Origin of the sequence: Lichenicoccus sp. (assembly GCF_965276875.1) — a bacterium.
Taxonomy (GTDB): Bacteria; Pseudomonadota; Alphaproteobacteria; order Acetobacterales; family Acetobacteraceae; genus Lichenicoccus.
Window position 1 is genome coordinate 1,117,743 of record NZ_OZ255701.1, and the last position, 15,754, is coordinate 1,133,496.

The following is a 15,754-nucleotide window of genomic DNA, read 5'->3' on the forward strand; positions in this document are numbered from 1 at the left end:
GCTTAGACCAGGTCATGGCTACCGTGGGGTGCGTCGGCCGCATGCCGCCTCGCGATCCATTCGACCAAAGCGAGTAATGCAACGCGGTCGAGTCGCGGTCCTTCGATCGCTAGAAGTTGCTCTACAGACGCAGTAGGGGGAAAGCATCGAGAACCGGATCAAGGAATGCCGGCTCGACATGTTTGCCGGGCGCACTTCGGCCGCCACCATGCGCGCCAACCAGCTCCGGCTCTGGTTCGCGTCGGCCGCCTACGTGCTGCTCTGCGCACTGCGCCGCATCGGGCTGGCACACACCCAGTTCGCCACCGCCACCTGCAACACGATCCGGCTCAAGCTGCTCAAGATCGGCGCGCTCGTGCGCACCAGCGTGCGCCGAATCAGCATTGCCATGGCATCCGCATACCCGTGTCAGTATGAGTTCGCGCTGGCGCACGCCATGCTTCGAAAGGCTGGCACCTGATCGGCACGAACCAGACACCGCAAGTCCAATGCCCCACGGACCAACGCCGCACCAGCGGCGCCGGAAAGCCGCGCCCGAAACACGGAGTTTTTCGGGATATCAGCACCAGCGCAACCAGGTGCCGCCCGGCACCGCGTCACCAGGAACGCAACCAAAGACCCTGTGAGAAATCCGGGCTAGCGCGAGAGATGCCGAACAGCCCAATGTTCCCAACATTCTTCTTGCATGATGTTGATGATCGGGCGGGCTACGCTGCCATGAGGGATGAGCGGGCTGTGCAGCAGCGAGATGGTGCTCAACGCTCTTTCTTGTTAGGTCAGAGATTGTTATGTCCGACAGCCGGCGCGTCAGCCGCAATGATCAGCGAACGCTTACACCGCAGGTTCAATACGACAAGAATGATGTCGCCCACCGTGGCACGTGAGAGCCGCGCGCAAGACACGGAATTTCCCCGCTTATCAAAGAAGTACAAGCCAGTTGCCGTCGACACTTCGCTACCACGGCCGGAATCGGAGACACCGTGAGAAAATATGGGATAGGCAGTGCATGAAGTTCGGTTAGGAAGTTGAAAGATATAAGCCTCCTTCAACCCCCCGGAGTCATCGCGGGCCAGTCGTAGCGCCTGACCGAACGAACGAAGGCTCCGACGGGCGCCGACTGGCGGCGCCCCGCTACGGTAACGAGGCAGACGTCGCGTGCCACGGATGGGGAAACCACCGGGCAGCCCACGACCCCTGGGAACACGGCGGTGTATTTGGGCAGGAAGCACACGCCTAGCCCGGCCGCCACCATTGTCAAAATCCAGTCCTCCCGCTCGCTCTGATAGGATTTGATAAGGTTTGCGCCCTGGCTCCGGCAGAGGCCGTCCAGCACATCGTAGAATTCGCAGTTGATCCGGGAGAAGTAGAATTCTCCGTCAAGTTCCGACATCGCAATCTCGGATCTCGCCGCGAAGCGATGACCAGCGGCGCAGGCGATGACAAACGGTTCCGTGTAGAGTTTGGTGGTTCGCAGCGGTTCCGGAAAGCCCTGCGGGCGCGCCATAAGGGCTGCGTCCAGCTTCCCCTGCAGGAGAAGCTCGCAAAGCTGGTCGGGAACTGATTCGAGAAGCGTGACCTCAATGCCACGGTTCTCCGTTCTGAACCGACTGAGAAAGCTTACGAACTGGACTGGGGCGATTGTGCACATGACGCCAAGCGTGAAATTGGCCCTGTCGAGCTTCAGGAAGCGCTCCGCTGTCCGCTTTACTTCGCTCGTTTGAGAGTCGACCTCGGCCAAATGCGGTTCAATCAGCCGGCCTAGTTCGGTCATATGGGTGTTGTTGCGCTCGCGCGAGAATAGCAGGCCGCCGAGTTCGTCCTCCATTTTCTGGATCGCCCGCGTCAGCGCCGGCTGGCTGACGTGGCAAGCCTCCGCGGCTTTGGTAAAGTTGAGCGTTCGGCTTAAGGCAAGGAAGTAGCGGATGTGCTGGAAATCCATCCCGGATGCTCCCTGATCGCGCGAGGTGCGCTTCTCTTATCCGACTTCCTCATCGATGCCGAGGTTGCATCGACATGATGTCGGCACTTTTCTCGAGCTCGCCCGTTCGCAAGGTCCTCTGCCGCTACTGGCGGGAGCAGACGGTTCAGCCCGTAGCGCTGCTCCCGCGTTGGCGTTTCGCCGCCGAGCTCTGCCTACCGGGCGAGGGTCGTGAGAAGGTCGGCGTAGGTCGTGTGTCGAGGTGGGGTAGACGTCGTTCGCCGCCCGAAAGTTACAGTAGATCTGGCGGAACGATCTCTCGAGAGTGCCGTCGATGACGGCGACGCGAACGTCGAGGAAGGGCTGCACGGTCCACTGGTTCCAGCGCATCTGCTGCTTTTGACCATGCGCTCGGCGATGATCTCGTTGACTGCGCTCTCGACAAACGCCGTCGAGATTGGTTCGCCGGGTGGCCGGCGAGCACCGTAATTCACCGACGCAGTTTGGTTCGCCTCCAGATAGGAGAGCAGATCATCAAGATGGCCCCGCAGGGAGCGGACGCCCACGATGTGGCGGATGCTCGCGCTCCCGAGCCATCTCGGACCTTGGCCAGCCTGATCAGGCTACCCTTCCAGCGACCGCGCCAGAGCCGCCACTTCGCGCGCTCGACGTCTCGGTGACGTTCCTTGCCAAGGCAGGGTCCCTTGCTCGAGAGCGTCGTCCCGCAGTGCTCGCACAGTCGCGACCTTCTGCCGAGTGCTGAGACCTGGCCGCGGACGATCTCCGCCTGAGCGGCCGCTCTCAGCCGTTTGCCTCCTCTAGCATGAGATACCGTCACGTTGAGCAAGCGGTTTTTGTGCGGGCCGCAGGCGCGGTCGGCTGCGTTATGTTGGGACTACGCCGCCCGCGCCTGCTCCGTTCTGATCTCGAACGGCTTGCGATGCTTGGCGACGCTGTAGACGGCGTGCAGCAGCTTTCGCATGGCGGCGATGAGGGCGAGTTTAGCGGGTTTACCGGCGGCACGCAGTCGCTCGTAGAAAGCGCGCAGCCAGGCATTGCGTCGTACGGCGCCGAGCACCGGCATCCAGAGCGCATTTCGCAGCCGGGCATGGCCCATGGGTGCGAGGGGCGCTCGAATACGGTCGGATTGCTTGCCGGACTGCCTCAGACCCGGCACGACGCCGACATAAGCAGCAAAGGCGTTGGCGCTCTTGAAATGGGCTGGGTCGCCGACAGCGGCGATGATGCGGGCAGCGGATTGTGGCCCGATACCTTCGATGGTGGTCAGCAGCTTGCCGATCTGGTGGGTGTCGAGCAGGTCCTCGATGTCGCGCTCGATATCGGCCAGACGTTTACGCCACAGGTCGAGGTCCTGGCAAATGTGCACGGCCTGCAGCTTGTAGGCGGGTCCGTGGTGCTGGCCGATCGAGGTCTTCGCGGCCTCGACGAGCTGCTCGGCCAGTTCGGCGCCGACGAAATGGCGCCCGTCGTAGCGCAGCTTGGCCAAGCGGCGTGGGGTGGCGCGGGCAAAGGCGTGAGCGGTCGGATATGCGGCGAGCAGGCAGGTAGCGAGCATGCTGTCGAGGCTGCGGACGTAGCGGGTGAACTCGGGAAAGCCGAGATCGACCAGCCGGTGCAACTGGCGGACACGATCGTCGAAGTCCTGTCGCAGCCGGTCGCGGTGGCGGACCAGCTCGCGCAGCGCCTCGGCGACCTCGTCGCGCAGGTGAGTGGGTTCGGGGCGCTTCTCGAAGGCGAGGCGAGCGAGGCCTTGCGCGTCGATGGCATCGGTCTTGGTTCGTTCGAGGCGGCTGTCTTGAAAGCGCCGGGCGACGAACGGGTTAAGCAATGCCACCTCGTGCCCGGCGGCAGCGAGCACGGCGAACAGGTTCTTCCAGTAGTGCCCGGTCGCCTCCATAACGACAAGCACTGGCGGCTCGCCCAACGCCTTGAGCAGCGCGTCGTAGCCGGCGCGGTCCTCGGTGATTGGCATGGGCTTGCCGATCGGCGCGCCCTGGTCGTCCAGGCGTGCGAGCATGTGGCGCTCGGACGCAATATCGATGCCTGCGAACATGATCTCCCCGTTGTTGGTCAGCGGCAGGGGTTCAACGCATGCGTTGAACCGGAGCCGGCACCCATGCTCACGCTTGTCCAAGCGAGGACGCAAGCGGGCAAGGCTTGGCCTCAGGATACCGTTCGAGCCCTAAGCACCGGTCGAGGGCGCCAATCTCATGCCCGAGGACGAACCCTCAAACACACCACGGCGACCCTCTCCCAGCAACCGATGTGCAACCTTAGCCAAGGAGCACAGCGGTGAGTGGAGGAGTTACAAGCCCAATCGTCTCGGCTGTTCCCATATCCTCACGCTCGACCCGGGCCACCTCGATCTCAGACACCGGGCCCGACGCCAACTCGGCAACCGGCTTCAGTCGCCGGACCAGCCTCGCCATCGTGTTCGTCCTCCTAAACGCAAATCGTCAGGATACCCAACCGAACGCGCGCCCGCGACTTCGCATGCTCTCCGGTGCTGACGGCGGATCGGCTGAGAGAACGTCCTCCCAGCAGGGTCATCCCATGCTCGCGCAACGCGGGCCGCATGCGGTAGTCGAGTGCAATGATCCTATGGCGTCGCGAGCAAGGTTACGTTCAATTCGTGCGACGCATCTACAAACCCGGCCAGCAGCATCAGCTCGACGACTGGCGTCGCGAGCAACCCACCCGGCAGGGCGCGCTCATAGACGCAGATACAGGTGCGACCCGTCAGGCGGGAAAAGTAGGGCAAGCCATGGGCGTCAGTTTGCTCATGGATCGCCCGGCTCAGCGCGCGCCCTTGCCCCTGCGCCTTGCCGCGGGCGGCTTCGGTCGAAGCGCCGAGGCGCGCCAAGCCTGTGGTTCTGAGGTCGATCAGCGTCAGCGCGGCGCTGGCCCTTCTGTCGCGCCCCAAGGCGCGGCTTCAATGTCGATAATTCTGCGCCGCGCCCTGCCCTGAAATCGGTCGCGGATGAGGGTTTCGGCGACCCCTGTCGTCAGATCCTGCCCGAGGTAGATGACCTTGAAGGCGCTCGTCGGGCTGGCGAAGCGCGTGACCCCGAAGCCTGCGCCGAGCGGCGTGGCCGCGTGCGCCATGCGGGTAACGCGCACATAGGTTTTGGGCGTGATCGCAACGGCCAAATCGGCGAGGACGTTGGCATCGAGGATCACGCGTCGGCGAAATTCGAGTGGGCCATCTCAACGACCTTGTCGGTTGCGCCTGCCTTGAGACGCGCCAGCGGGGTGACGCCGGCAAATCCCGGATTGGGCTCGCGTAACCACAGCCATGCCACGCGTAGGTTGCCGATGGCTTTGACGATCGCGGCAAGGCCAGCCACAGGACGCCCGTCGACGAACTGCTCTGTCGGGAAGGTATGTTTGCGCACGCCAACGAGAAGTCCGATCACCGCCCCTTGCTTCTGCCAAGTGTGCAGAGTCGAGCGAGCCACGCCGAAGTCTCGCTCCAGCTCAGTCGGCCCGGCCAGGGAGCCGGCCCAGTCCTCTACCTTGGTTGGCGTGGCATATTTGCCGATGCGTGCCCTGCCCTCCTCCGGCGACAGCACCTGGTCCAGACCCGCGCCTTGGCTGACCTCAGCCGCGGCTTTCGCGACCAGCTTCAGCGGCTTCTGCGCCGTTTCAGGTTCCGCGGCGATCTGGGCGACCAGCTCGTTGAACCGCACCGTGCGAGCGCCGACGGTACCTTCAAGCCGACCCTGCTCAACTTTTGCGTGGCTATCGTCGGCCTGATGAAGCTCCTGCAGGGTTTCGAACGGCAAAACGTCAACAGGACTTCTTTCGCGCTTGGCCGCTGGCGAGCCGAGCCAACACGGCAGACCATGTACGGTGGCGTCCAGCATCGTAGCTTCACTTCTCAGAGGGGGGAAATCGCCTCAGAGCGACTTCAGCGTGTCCCTCAGCCGCGCGGTGGCGAAATCCAGGAACACCCGCATCTTGAGCGGCAGGTCGCCGCGAGCCGCGTGGAGCAGGTGAACCGGAAGCGGTTCCGGCTCGAACTCCGCCAGAATGAGCCGCAGGGATCCGTCGCGCAGCGCGTTTGCGCATTGATAGTGCAGCACCCTGGTCACCCCGACGCCGCGAATCGCGGCCCAAACGGCCGCGTCTGCCGTGGAAACGGAGAGACGGGGGTTGATCGCGACCTGCGTGGTTCCCGTCGCGCCGTTGAGGAGCCGCCACGAAGCGGCCTGGACCGGCGCGAAGCCGACGCACGGCAAAGCAGCCAGATCCTCCGGCGATTGCGGCTCCCCATGTCCGGCCAGCAGCTCCGGACTGACGCACACGACGATGCGCATCGAGCCGACGCGGGTCGCGACCATGCTGCTGTCCGGCAACGGGCCGATCCGGACGGCCATGTCGACGTGCTCGCCGACCAGGTCAAGGTTGCGGTCCGACAGGTGCAGCCGGACGTTGATCTCGGTGTAGGCCGCCAGGAACTCGGCCAAGATCGGCAGAATGTGCAGGCGCCCGAACACGATCGGGGCCGTCAGGACGAGTTCGCCTCGAGGGGCCCGGAACTCGCCGGCGGCGACCCGCTCCGCCTCATCCAGCTCCTCGAGGATCCGCCGGGAGGACGCCAGGTAGGCCCGGCCCGCGTCGGTCGTAGCCAAGCTGCGGGTCGTCCGGACGAGCAGCCGGGTCCCGAGATGCGCCTCGAGTTCGCTCACCTTCCTACTAACCGTTGCAAGGGGCATCCGCAGCTCACGGCTAGCGGCCGAGAAGCTGCCACGGTCCACGCTCAGGACCAGAACACGCATCGCCTCAAACCGGTCCATCGTTCTTCCGTTCGACGAGAGGGTGTGTCTTGGAGACATGAGATTATCCTGGTGAACGAAAGGCGTCACCTTTCTTCACGAGGGAGCCGCTTCCCGGCTCCGCCCCGCAGAGGAGAGCCATCATGTCCCGCCTGACCATTTCTGCCCGCGATGACGTTCCCGAGGCTTCGAAGCCGGTGCTCGATGCCGTTGAGAAGCAGCTCGGCTCGGTCCCGAACATGTTCCGCCTGATCGCCAGCAGCCCGGCGGCGCTGCAGGGCTTCGCCGCCAACAACGCGGCCCTGGGCAAGGCGCTCGACCTCAAGACGCGCGAGCGGATCGCGCTGGCAGTCGCCCAAGTGAACGGCTGCGACTACTGCCTGTCAGCGCACAGCTACCTCGGCCTGAACCTGGCCAAGATCAGCCCCGAGGAAGTTGCCCTGAACCGCAAGGGCACCTCCGGCGACGCCAAGGCCAGTGCCGCCGTGCAGTTCGCGGTTAAGGTCGCGAAGGAGCGCGGGCACGTTGGTAGTGCCGACATTCAGGCGGTCCGCGATGCGGGCTTCAGCGAGGCCCAGGTCGTGGAAATCATCGCAGTAGTGGTCGAGAACTTCTTCACCAACCTGCTCAACGTCGTCGCGGACACTGACATCGACTTCCCGATCGTTCGCGCGACGGACGCGGCCTGAGGCGAGGCGGGCTGGCAATTACCGCTTCGGTCGCCAGCCCACGCTTGCGGAGATCCACCATGTCCTACGGCTTCCTCAACATCGCCATAACGCCCGGCGTGCGCGCCGCGCAGGCCGCGATGGGCAGCGACCACCTCTGGCAGGACTTCAAGGAGCATCGAGAGTTCGACCGGTTCACCCCCGACGACGCCGCCTTCATCACAGCGCGCGACAGCTTCTACATGGCCACAGTCTCCGAGACGGGCTGGCCCTACGTTCAGCATCGCGGCGGTCCGGCGGGATTCTTGCGCGTGCTTGACGAGCGGACGTTGGGCTTCGCTGACTTTCGCGGCAACCGGCAGTACATCAGCCTTGGCAACCTCTCGATCGACGATCGGGCGGCACTGATCCTGGTGGACTACCCCAACCGCAGCCGGATGAAGATCTACGCCCACGTCGAGCCACGTGACCTGAACGCCGATCCCGAGCTCTCCGCCCGCCTGATCACACCCGGCTACAAGGGGAGGGCTGAGCGCGGCTACGTTCTGCGCCTCGAACACTTCGACTGGAATTGCCCGCAGCACATCACGCCGCGTTTTACGAAGGCCGAGCTCGCAGCCGCCATCCAGCCGATGCGAGAGCGGCTGGCGGCGCTCGAAGCCGAGAACGCGACATTGCGAGCCAGGCTCTCTGCTTCTGGTGAGGGTTGACCATGGAGGCCGAGCGTCCGCCGCTGCCGCCCTTCACTCTCAAGAGCGCCGTGCGGAAGCTCCGCTAGCGATCCCGGGCGCATGGCGCTGGCCTGACACGCCGGACAGCGCCTGGCGGAACCGCGCCGAGTTCCTCCAGGGGCGCGAAGCGATCGTCGCATTCCTGACCCGGAAGTGGGACCGGGAGCTCGACTACCGCTTGATCAAGGAGCTCTGGGCGTTTGACGGGCACCGCATTGCGGTGCGCTTCGCCTACGAGTGGCACGACGATAGCGGCCAATGGTTTCACTCCCACGGCAACGAGAACTGGGAGTTCGACAAGCGCGGCCTGATGCGCCGCCACCTGGCCAGTATAAACGACGCTCCGCTCCGCGAGGTGGAACGCAAGTACCGCTGGCCGCTCGAAAGGCGACCCGACGACCATCCGTCCCTGAGCGACCTCGGGCTGTAGCATTGACCTGCAGCAGGGATGCCATGCAAAGATCGCCCAGCACCCGGTAGCAGGCCATGTCGGTGATGTCGCGCCGCAGACGGTCCAGGTCGGACAGGTAGATCTCGACCGCCTGCTTCTCGCCCTACGCCCCGTCGTCGCCCGTGCTTTTCCCGACCTGCGTAGCTACGACCGCATCGTGGTGGCTTCAACGGCGGCAAGGACAGCATCGCCTCGCCGCTGACGGTGCTGAGGCGGCCGTGCCACCCGACCGCTCCGACGTATACCGCCACGACGTCGACAGGGCGAGGCCGGCCTACATGGACTGGCTCTGCGACATTCAAAACACCTGACGAGTGCAGCTCCGTCTCGTTCCCGGCCGGAGAGGAGGCGGAACCGGCTCCTGTGAGGAAGAGAAGAGGGAGGAGGGCGCTACCGCGCGCCACGGCACCCGGCAGCAAAGGGTGGGTCGCGTCGGCCGCTTCGCTGGGCCGCCTGCGATCCCGACGCGAGCGCCGGCTTCGCGCCGTCCGCCCGGACGCGGCCGCGAGGAGGGGTCTTCGAGGAGAAGACGGAGAGGAGAGACCCCATGCACGTCGCGACGATCCCCGCGAGAACCTCGCCCAGCCCCGACCGCGCCTGCCGCTGGCGGACATCAACTTCGACTTCGCCGCCGCCCAGCGGGAAGGCTAGACGCTGGCCGGCGCCGCGCCCGTGGGGCCCAGCCTGTTCGGCATCCAACTACAACGCATGGACGACCCCGAAGCGGGCTGCTCGGTGTCCGCCGACGACCGTGACGTCTGGACGCACATCGTGCGCCAAGCTCCAAGCTCGCCAGGGCTCAGCGCTGCACCGTCAGGCGCTCAGTCTGATCGACCACGTAGAGCGCTGCCTCATCAAGGGCCTGCACGGCTCCTGGTAAGCCCCAGGCGCTGATCGGCGCCCAAACCTGACCCCCTTCCTCCGCCTGCCCTGACGGGCAGCCCGCACGTCCCCGATCTCCCGGCTGTCCCCCGACAGCCGGGCCCGACGCGCTTCCAGCACGGGAACCCCCACATGCCAAAGTCGTCGCCCGCCAACCAGCTGTCGCTGGACGCCCTGTTCGACACCACCGCCATCAGCTCCGACTTCACCCTCGGCGCCGAGAGCGTCAGCCGCCGCGGCGCTCGTGGTCGTCTCCTTCCGTCCGCCGGCGAAGAGCTGGCGCCTGGACGGCCACCGCACCCTTGCGCCGACCTGGAAAAGCGGGGCGACCGACAACCTCGCCGCCATCCAAGCCTGCCCGCCGTCAGAAAGGCGCTCCTCGCGCTGCTCGCACCGCCGCCGCAAGCGCGGTGTCCGCAGTGCTGTAGAAGGCTCACTCACCAAGTTCTGCCAAAATAGTGCTAGGCCAGATACGTCTTCACGGTCGGCCATAGACTTGCTGACCGACTTTCCGAGACCTCCGGAGTGGGCAAACATCGGGCACTTTGCTCCTGCGGAGCTGTTGCCGATGTCCGCGAAACGTCGTTGCTTCACAATGAAGACATTGCAGCAACGATCGCGCTCATGTGTGTGCCCGCCGGATCAGCCAGATCATCCAACATCGAAAAGTGGTTGCACGCCGGAATCGTAAACATGCTGGTCCATTTCCCGGCCATTGCCTGCGCCGCCGCGTAGTCCTGCGACTGGCGCACCAGCTCTGGAAGTTCTGAGCCGCCCACCGTGACAAGAGCGGGAGCGCCGGCCCGGATCTTTAAAATCGGACTGAATTTCAGAACTTCTTCCTGCGTGAGCCGAAGCTTGTCGTTCAACCAGCAGAGCGAAATCGGCTCCAAATCAAACAGGCCACTGACCGAAACTACCAACGTGACCACAGGATGATCCCCGTGAAGTGCAGCGAGTTGGCCACCTGCCGAATGACCACATAAGCAGACGCCACTCATTCCGAATCCGCTCTCGTTGCGAGCCGAATGCAGATGATCGATGAGCGTACCAATTTCATGAACGATTTCCGTCATCGATGCTTCAGGAGCCAGGGTGTACTCGGCAAGCGCAACGTTGAAGCCATGCTCAAGTGCACCCGATGCCACAAACGCCAGATCTTCCTTTCTATAATTCTGCCAATATCCGCCATGTATAAATACGAATGTCTGTGCAGACTTTCGTCCTCCAGAGAACCAATCGACGCGCTGGCGCGGGAGAGTTCCGTATGCTCTGTCACGTTGAACCGAGGCACTCTGATAGATCGCCTCACTTCGCTCTGTGTAGTTGAGCATTCTCGCCGCATAATCTGGATCGGCACGAACATTGTTATAAGCGATGTCCAGGTCCTGACGGCTCATGCCGCGATAGATATTTTCCATGTTGGAGTCTCCCATATTCCAAGTAACGCTGAAGAGTCGCTACTGCATGGCTAATCGCGCCGCGTGCGGCTACGGCTGCAGGAACGGTGTTACGGCGAGCATGATCAGTGCAACGCCCAGAACCATAAGCACCGAGAGTTCGAAGTGTCCGATCTGATCTCTCACTATGCCTACGAGACGTAGGCCGAAAGCGGCTATCACATGTCCGATCATCAGGACGAAGGCGCTCCAGGCGCAGCGAGGATCGGGTGAGGTGCGGGATGCTCGGTTGCCGGCCAATCATCAAGCGGCAGCAGCGTGTGGCGCCGAAGGCGGCGACCACCGCCTCCTTCTCGGCAGTAAGCACGGTGGAGCGAGGATCTTTTGGGCCCATCGCGGCATCGGCTGTGTCTCGCGCTTGCGCCGCTTCTGGATGGTGGTAGGGCTGACGCCGTAGCGCCTGGGGAGGACTCTCACGCTCGCTTGACGTAGCTGTAGCGCCCGACGGACTGCCTCCGTCGTGCGGGTTGTTTCGTGAAGAACCTGGCCCATAGCTCCTCCCTCAAAGCATTGTGATTGTATGTGCCACCTCACCGCGGGATCAAACATTTAGGCTTAGGACCCTTTACACGGCCCGAACCAGTATGACTCTCGGAACGATGTCAGCCGGCCTCAAGTCGACTTGACTCGTGCCTTCCATGATCATCAATGACAAGGTTCTGAAAGGTGTCCGGTTACGCAGTGGTTCGCGCAACACGCGATGCCTGACCGAGCCCAAGCCGACGAACGGCATGAGCCAAACCGCCTGGTGACATCATGCATCGTATACTGGATTACAGCGACGGTGTCAGCCAGGACGTCGCGCCAGCTCAATCTTGCCCGTGTCGATGAATTGACGGTGCCGCACGATCTTGCCATCTCTCACCTCCCAAATGTGGGAGTAGTCGACCTCCACATGCTTACCGGTCAATCGATTCGTCCCTTTGAACCGCCCCACCGATACGACCTTGGCGCCGTCACAGATAAATTCGTGCGGCGTCAGCGTATACGGCTGCCACTCCTGCATCGCTGGCCTGAGCATGCCTTCAAGCACTTTCTGCGGCCCGCGGCCATCGACCTTGTAGTCCATCATTGTGATCCACTCGATGTCGTCGGACATGAGGGCCAGCGCACCACCCGCATCGCCGGCGGTCAATCTCGCATATAGCTCTTTCACGATCTCAACGGGGGGTTTCATTGTGAATTCCTCTCTTTGTCTGCCGAGCTTGAACCGAAGGGTTCGTTGCATGGTCGGCCTGTCGTTGGCAGCTAAAGCTTCTCGACGCAGGTCAGGTAAGGCGGCTTCGCTGGTACATTGCATCGGAACAGAAACTCTGCTGGTGGCCGCCTGCGCTGGCCTGTTGTCCAGCCGTGCTCGATCCACATCCGATATGGTACGAAAGTATCGCGGCCACGCCGCGCCGGCTTGCGCCGGGCATTGCCGCTGTTGATAGGGGAAACGAAGGCTTGGTCGCCAAAATCACGGAACAGCTTGGCGGCATTGAAGGTCATCAAATACTGGAGGCGAGATCCGCATGCCTTCAAATGCCGATTTAACCTTTCCCGGTCGGGCCAAAAAAAGACGTGCTCATTGACCAGCGCGTACCATTTGCTGGGCTCCATGCCGTCATCCAGGGCCGGCGCCAGGGCCGCCGGCGGCATGGGGACTTGGTCACGGATGAGAATCCCTTGAAGGCGCAGATGCGTAGAGCGGTGACCGCGGAGGAGTGCGATCTTCTCCTGATCGGGCAACCCGTGCCGCGCCAGTAGCTTCGCCGTGCTCATCAAACCTTGCTCAAAAATCGAATGGAGGTTCTCTCCTTCCGCAAGGTGGAAGATGTGCTCGGGAGCGGACCGCCGCCTGAGCTGTCGCAACGCTGTCTCCTGGCTCTTCGGCCCACCCCAGGGTTCGTCAGGCTGCACTGCGTCGCTCATCGCGACGCCGCCGCGCTCGGCCCCAACACCTCCAGACGCAGGCCGTCCGGTCGCGAATGGTGGCCACCGCTATCCAGGATCTGACGGCCCTTGACTACCGCTTGGGCAGTGAGCTGAGCGGTCACGATGCCTTCCTCGCCGATTAAGGGTCCGGCGACGATCTCGCGGTTCAAGGCGATAATCCGCAAGCTGCCTTCCTGCCAGGGCGCCTTGGCGCTCAGCATGGCTTCACGCATGGGGAAGACGCTTGTCTTATGATTTCCTCGCCCTTTCCGGCAAAGATGGGGTGCTGCCGGCGAGGTGCAAACTCGCCGGCAGCGGGAGGGGACGGGTCGTGAAAGTGCTGGTCTTCATGGGCCGAGTTAGAGTGTGACCGCCCCTCTCTTTTCCTTGCGGCCTGAACGGATACCCGGGTGCGACGACCCGGATGACAAGCAAAGGACATGGAAAAGATGACCCAATCTGTAGCCCGAGCGGCGCGACCAGCCGCTTCACCAACGACGCCCGCGGTCTCGCCGCCCTCATCGTCTGGCTGGCCCCGCTTGCCCCAGTTCGCATCATCTTCGAGGCCACCGGCGCCTATCACCGTGCCTTCGAGCGCACGCTGGGCGGCCGCAACCTGCCCGTGGTCAAGATCAACCCGCGCCAGGCTCGACGCTTCGCCGAGGCGGTCGGCACCCGTGCCAAAACCGATCGCGTCGATGCCGCCATGCTGGCCCGCTTCGGCGCCTCGCTCGAACCGCCCGTGCGCCCGATCATCAGCGCCACGCTCGACCAGATGCGACAACTTCACGTCGCACGCAGCGCATTGGTCAAGGACCGCACCGCCACCCAGAACCGGCAGAAGAACCTCGGCCTCGCTTTGCTCAAACGTCAGGCCGCACGGCGCCTGCTTCAGATCAAAGAGCAACTCGACGCCATCGACGCCGAACTCGCCCGTCTCGTCAAAACCGATCCGGATCTCCAGCTTCGCTTCAACAGCCTGGTCAGCATTCCAGCCGTCGGCGATGCCACCGCACTCGCCTTGCTGATCGAAATGCCTGAACTCGGAACCCTCGAACATCGACAGGCCGCAAGCCTCGCCGGCCTCGCACCCGTCACCCGCGAAAGCGGGCAATGGAAAGGCCGCAGCTTCATCAGCGGCGGACGCGCTACCCTGCGCCAGGCCCTCTACATGCCGGCCCTCGTCGCCATCCGCTTCAATGCAGACCTCAAGGCCAAATATCAGGCCATGACCGCTGCCGGAAAACCACCAAAGGTCGCCATCATCGCCGTCATGCGCAAGCTCATCGTCCTCGCCAACGCGCTGCTCAAAAATCCACGCCTTTGGACACCAAAGACAGCTTGACCAAGACGGATACTCTAGTAGCCACGCGCTCCTACATGCGATTTATGATCTCGAGGCAAACTTCTGCAGTCGCCAGCGACATCGATCATCACCAAAGCATCTTCAAGGAGCGGGACTTAGCGCAAAAGAACCTCACCGGATCGGCATATTCTCGTATTACAGGTTCATGGGTTGGTTCTCTTGCTCTATTTGGTGTCAGTTATGCCGATCGGCCGTAAATTCACGTCCTCCAGCCCTCTTCCTGCCTAAAGGCGGTCGGTGTAATTCCAAACCGGCGTCGGAAAACGCGGGTGAAGTGACTGTGCGTCATACCAACCGCCAGAGCTACGTCGAGAACAGAGGCGGACCTATTTTTAAGTAGTTTCTGGGCGTAGATGAAGCGTTGATCCGTCAAGAAGGAATGGGGAGACAGTCCAGTACCTGCGCGAAGTCGCCGTCCAAAGTGCCAGGGGCTCATGCCAAGTTGTTTAGCCAGAACCTCAACGCTTAGATCTTCAGCGACGTGTTCGTCTATATATTGGCGCATCGTCGTCATCTGTCGGAATGATAGAGGTGTGGCATTCATCTCTCGTTGCGATAGGGATCGCGACTTGTTCGCCTGCTCACTTATGCCGTAGATGATGCCCGTCGTCAGCGCTTCTAGAATGGTCAGACTGGCATGACCTGTCGCCAAGACGTCCCAAATCCGCTGTGCTGTAGCCGACAGGTAGGCGTCTCGGATGGTTAGTCCGTCTCGAACGTCAAGGGCTTTTCCCTCTAGAGCTCCTTCTATGAAGCACGCATCGATTAGAAGCGAGACGATCGCGGCCTCCCTATGCCACGCGATAGCGTGCGGTTGATTGGGTGGAATGACGAGGATATCCCGCCCTTCCAGACGTTTCGCCGTTGCTCCGCCGATGGCAGAGTGACGGTGGACCGTGTAGTTGGCATTTGGCGCGGGAATGCAGATTTGCAGCTCTTTGTGGGCCTCCTCCGGGTAAACGGTGGCCTGAGACTTGTGGGCATAGATCAGAAAACGATCAGGGGAGGAAAAGCCTACTGGACGACGGGACATCAACTGCTCTTTAGCGGGTCGGGTACGGATATCACGATGATGAGGCTAGCCCGCATACCTCACAGAAGGGTAGGTGCATCGGGGCTCTGAGTGGGCGAAAGTTCTTGAGAGCATGCAAAGTGGTGGGGTTCAAACTGCGGTAGAGGCCGGGCGGACGTCGTTCGCGGCCCGGAAGTTGGAGTAAATCTGGCAGAACGATCTCTCCAGAGTGCCGTCGAGAAAGGCGACGCGAATGTCGAGGAAAGGCTGCACGGTCCACCGGTTCCAGCGCATCTGCTGCTTCTTCACCATGCGCTTGGCGATGATCTCGTTGGACTACGCTCTCGACGAACGCCGTCGAGATTGGCTCGCCGCGTCGCCGGCGAGCGCTGTAATTTACCAACGCGGACTGGCTCGCCTCCAGATTGGAGAGCAGATCATCAAGATGGCCCCGAAGGGAGCGCACGCCCACGATGTGGCGGATGCTCCCACTCCCGAGCCATCGGCGGACCTCGGCCAGCTTGATCAGGCAGCCCTTCCAGCGACCGTG

General features: G+C 62.8%; 15 protein-coding genes and 3 pseudogenes. 5 read left to right on the top strand and 13 right to left on the bottom strand.

Annotation, left to right across the window (positions count from 1 at the left end; genetic code table 11):
• Positions 1-145: 145 nt before the first annotated feature.
• Positions 146-460 (top strand): annotated as a pseudogene (locus ACQY4K_RS05590) (transposase); the annotation flags it as partial.
• Positions 461-1,045: 585 nt separating this feature from the next.
• Here ACQY4K_RS05590 and ACQY4K_RS05595 read toward each other — a convergent pair.
• The 6 genes from ACQY4K_RS05595 to ACQY4K_RS05620 all read right to left on the bottom strand — a co-directional run bounded on the left by ACQY4K_RS05595 (position 1,046) and on the right by ACQY4K_RS05620 (position 6,738).
• The gene (locus tag ACQY4K_RS05595; RefSeq protein WP_428394168.1) at positions 1,046-1,939 is read right to left on the bottom strand and encodes a LysR family transcriptional regulator; all 894 of its coding nucleotides are present in this window, start codon (positions 1,937-1,939) and stop codon (positions 1,046-1,048) included.
• Between the two features lie 874 nt (positions 1,940-2,813).
• Entirely contained in the window at positions 2,814-3,992 is a 1,179-nt protein-coding gene (locus ACQY4K_RS05600) for an IS110 family transposase (RefSeq protein WP_428394170.1), read from the bottom strand.
• A 546-nt stretch (positions 3,993-4,538) separates the two neighbouring features.
• Positions 4,539-4,802 (bottom strand): hypothetical protein, encoded by a 264-nt coding sequence (locus ACQY4K_RS05605; RefSeq protein ID WP_428394172.1) that lies wholly within the window; start codon positions 4,800-4,802, stop codon positions 4,539-4,541.
• A 26-nt stretch (positions 4,803-4,828) separates the two neighbouring features.
• Complete coding sequence (locus ACQY4K_RS05610; RefSeq protein ID WP_428394174.1) at positions 4,829-5,119, bottom strand: RES domain-containing protein; 291 nt, start codon at positions 5,117-5,119, stop codon at positions 4,829-4,831.
• Positions 5,116-5,805, bottom strand: a complete 690-nt coding sequence (locus tag ACQY4K_RS05615) for a hypothetical protein (protein WP_428394176.1) — start codon at positions 5,803-5,805, stop codon at positions 5,116-5,118. Before ACQY4K_RS05615 ends, ACQY4K_RS05610 begins: the two co-directional genes overlap by 4 nt.
• Positions 5,806-5,838: 33 nt before the next feature.
• Entirely contained in the window at positions 5,839-6,738 is a 900-nt protein-coding gene (locus tag ACQY4K_RS05620; protein ID WP_428394178.1) for a LysR family transcriptional regulator, read from the bottom strand.
• Positions 6,739-6,860: 122 nt separating this feature from the next.
• On the opposite strand from ACQY4K_RS05620, the gene ACQY4K_RS05625 reads away from it, so the two are divergent.
• The 3 genes and pseudogenes from ACQY4K_RS05625 (at position 6,861) to ACQY4K_RS05635 (ending at position 8,546) form a co-directional block, all read left to right on the top strand.
• On the top strand, positions 6,861-7,406 hold the full coding sequence (locus ACQY4K_RS05625; RefSeq protein WP_428394180.1) for a carboxymuconolactone decarboxylase family protein: 546 nt from the start codon (positions 6,861-6,863) through the stop codon (positions 7,404-7,406).
• 59 nt (positions 7,407-7,465) lie between these two features.
• On the top strand, positions 7,466-8,095 hold the full coding sequence (locus ACQY4K_RS05630; RefSeq protein WP_428394182.1) for a pyridoxamine 5'-phosphate oxidase family protein: 630 nt from the start codon (positions 7,466-7,468) through the stop codon (positions 8,093-8,095).
• Positions 8,096-8,097: 2 nt separating this feature from the next.
• Positions 8,098-8,546 (top strand): annotated as a pseudogene (locus ACQY4K_RS05635) (DUF1348 family protein).
• Positions 8,547-10,039: 1,493 nt separating this feature from the next.
• Here the strand turns inward: ACQY4K_RS05635 and ACQY4K_RS05640 are convergent.
• From ACQY4K_RS05640 to ACQY4K_RS05660, 5 genes and pseudogenes are all read right to left on the bottom strand, one after another.
• Positions 10,040-10,870, bottom strand: a complete 831-nt coding sequence (locus tag ACQY4K_RS05640; protein WP_428394184.1) for an alpha/beta hydrolase — start codon at positions 10,868-10,870, stop codon at positions 10,040-10,042.
• A 235-nt stretch (positions 10,871-11,105) separates the two neighbouring features.
• Positions 11,106-11,401 (bottom strand): annotated as a pseudogene (locus tag ACQY4K_RS05645) (IS481 family transposase); the annotation flags it as partial.
• A 295-nt stretch (positions 11,402-11,696) separates the two neighbouring features.
• A complete protein-coding gene (locus tag ACQY4K_RS05650; RefSeq protein ID WP_428394186.1) occupies positions 11,697-12,086 on the bottom strand; it encodes a nuclear transport factor 2 family protein in 390 nt (129 codons plus the stop codon).
• Between the two features lie 71 nt (positions 12,087-12,157).
• The gene (locus ACQY4K_RS05655) at positions 12,158-12,823 is read right to left on the bottom strand and encodes a DUF7002 family protein (RefSeq protein WP_428394187.1); all 666 of its coding nucleotides are present in this window, start codon (positions 12,821-12,823) and stop codon (positions 12,158-12,160) included.
• The gene (locus tag ACQY4K_RS05660; protein ID WP_428394189.1) at positions 12,820-13,059 is read right to left on the bottom strand and encodes a hypothetical protein; all 240 of its coding nucleotides are present in this window, start codon (positions 13,057-13,059) and stop codon (positions 12,820-12,822) included. The genes ACQY4K_RS05655 and ACQY4K_RS05660 overlap by 4 nt, the downstream gene beginning before the upstream one ends.
• A gap of 191 nt (positions 13,060-13,250) precedes the next feature.
• Here ACQY4K_RS05660 and ACQY4K_RS05665 point away from each other — a divergent pair, with 191 nt between their 5' ends.
• Positions 13,251-14,171, top strand: coding sequence for an IS110 family transposase (locus ACQY4K_RS05665; protein WP_428394191.1), 921 nt, complete (start codon positions 13,251-13,253; stop codon positions 14,169-14,171).
• A gap of 220 nt (positions 14,172-14,391) precedes the next feature.
• Here the strand turns inward: ACQY4K_RS05665 and ACQY4K_RS05670 are convergent, their stop codons facing one another.
• Positions 14,392-15,225 carry a helix-turn-helix transcriptional regulator gene (locus ACQY4K_RS05670; protein WP_428394193.1) on the bottom strand — a complete coding sequence of 278 codons (834 nt, stop codon included), beginning with the start codon at positions 15,223-15,225 and terminating at the stop codon, positions 14,392-14,394.
• A 129-nt stretch (positions 15,226-15,354) separates the two neighbouring features.
• Positions 15,355-15,516, bottom strand: a complete 162-nt coding sequence (locus ACQY4K_RS05675; protein WP_428396295.1) for a hypothetical protein — start codon at positions 15,514-15,516, stop codon at positions 15,355-15,357.
• Positions 15,517-15,754 lie beyond the last annotated feature (238 nt).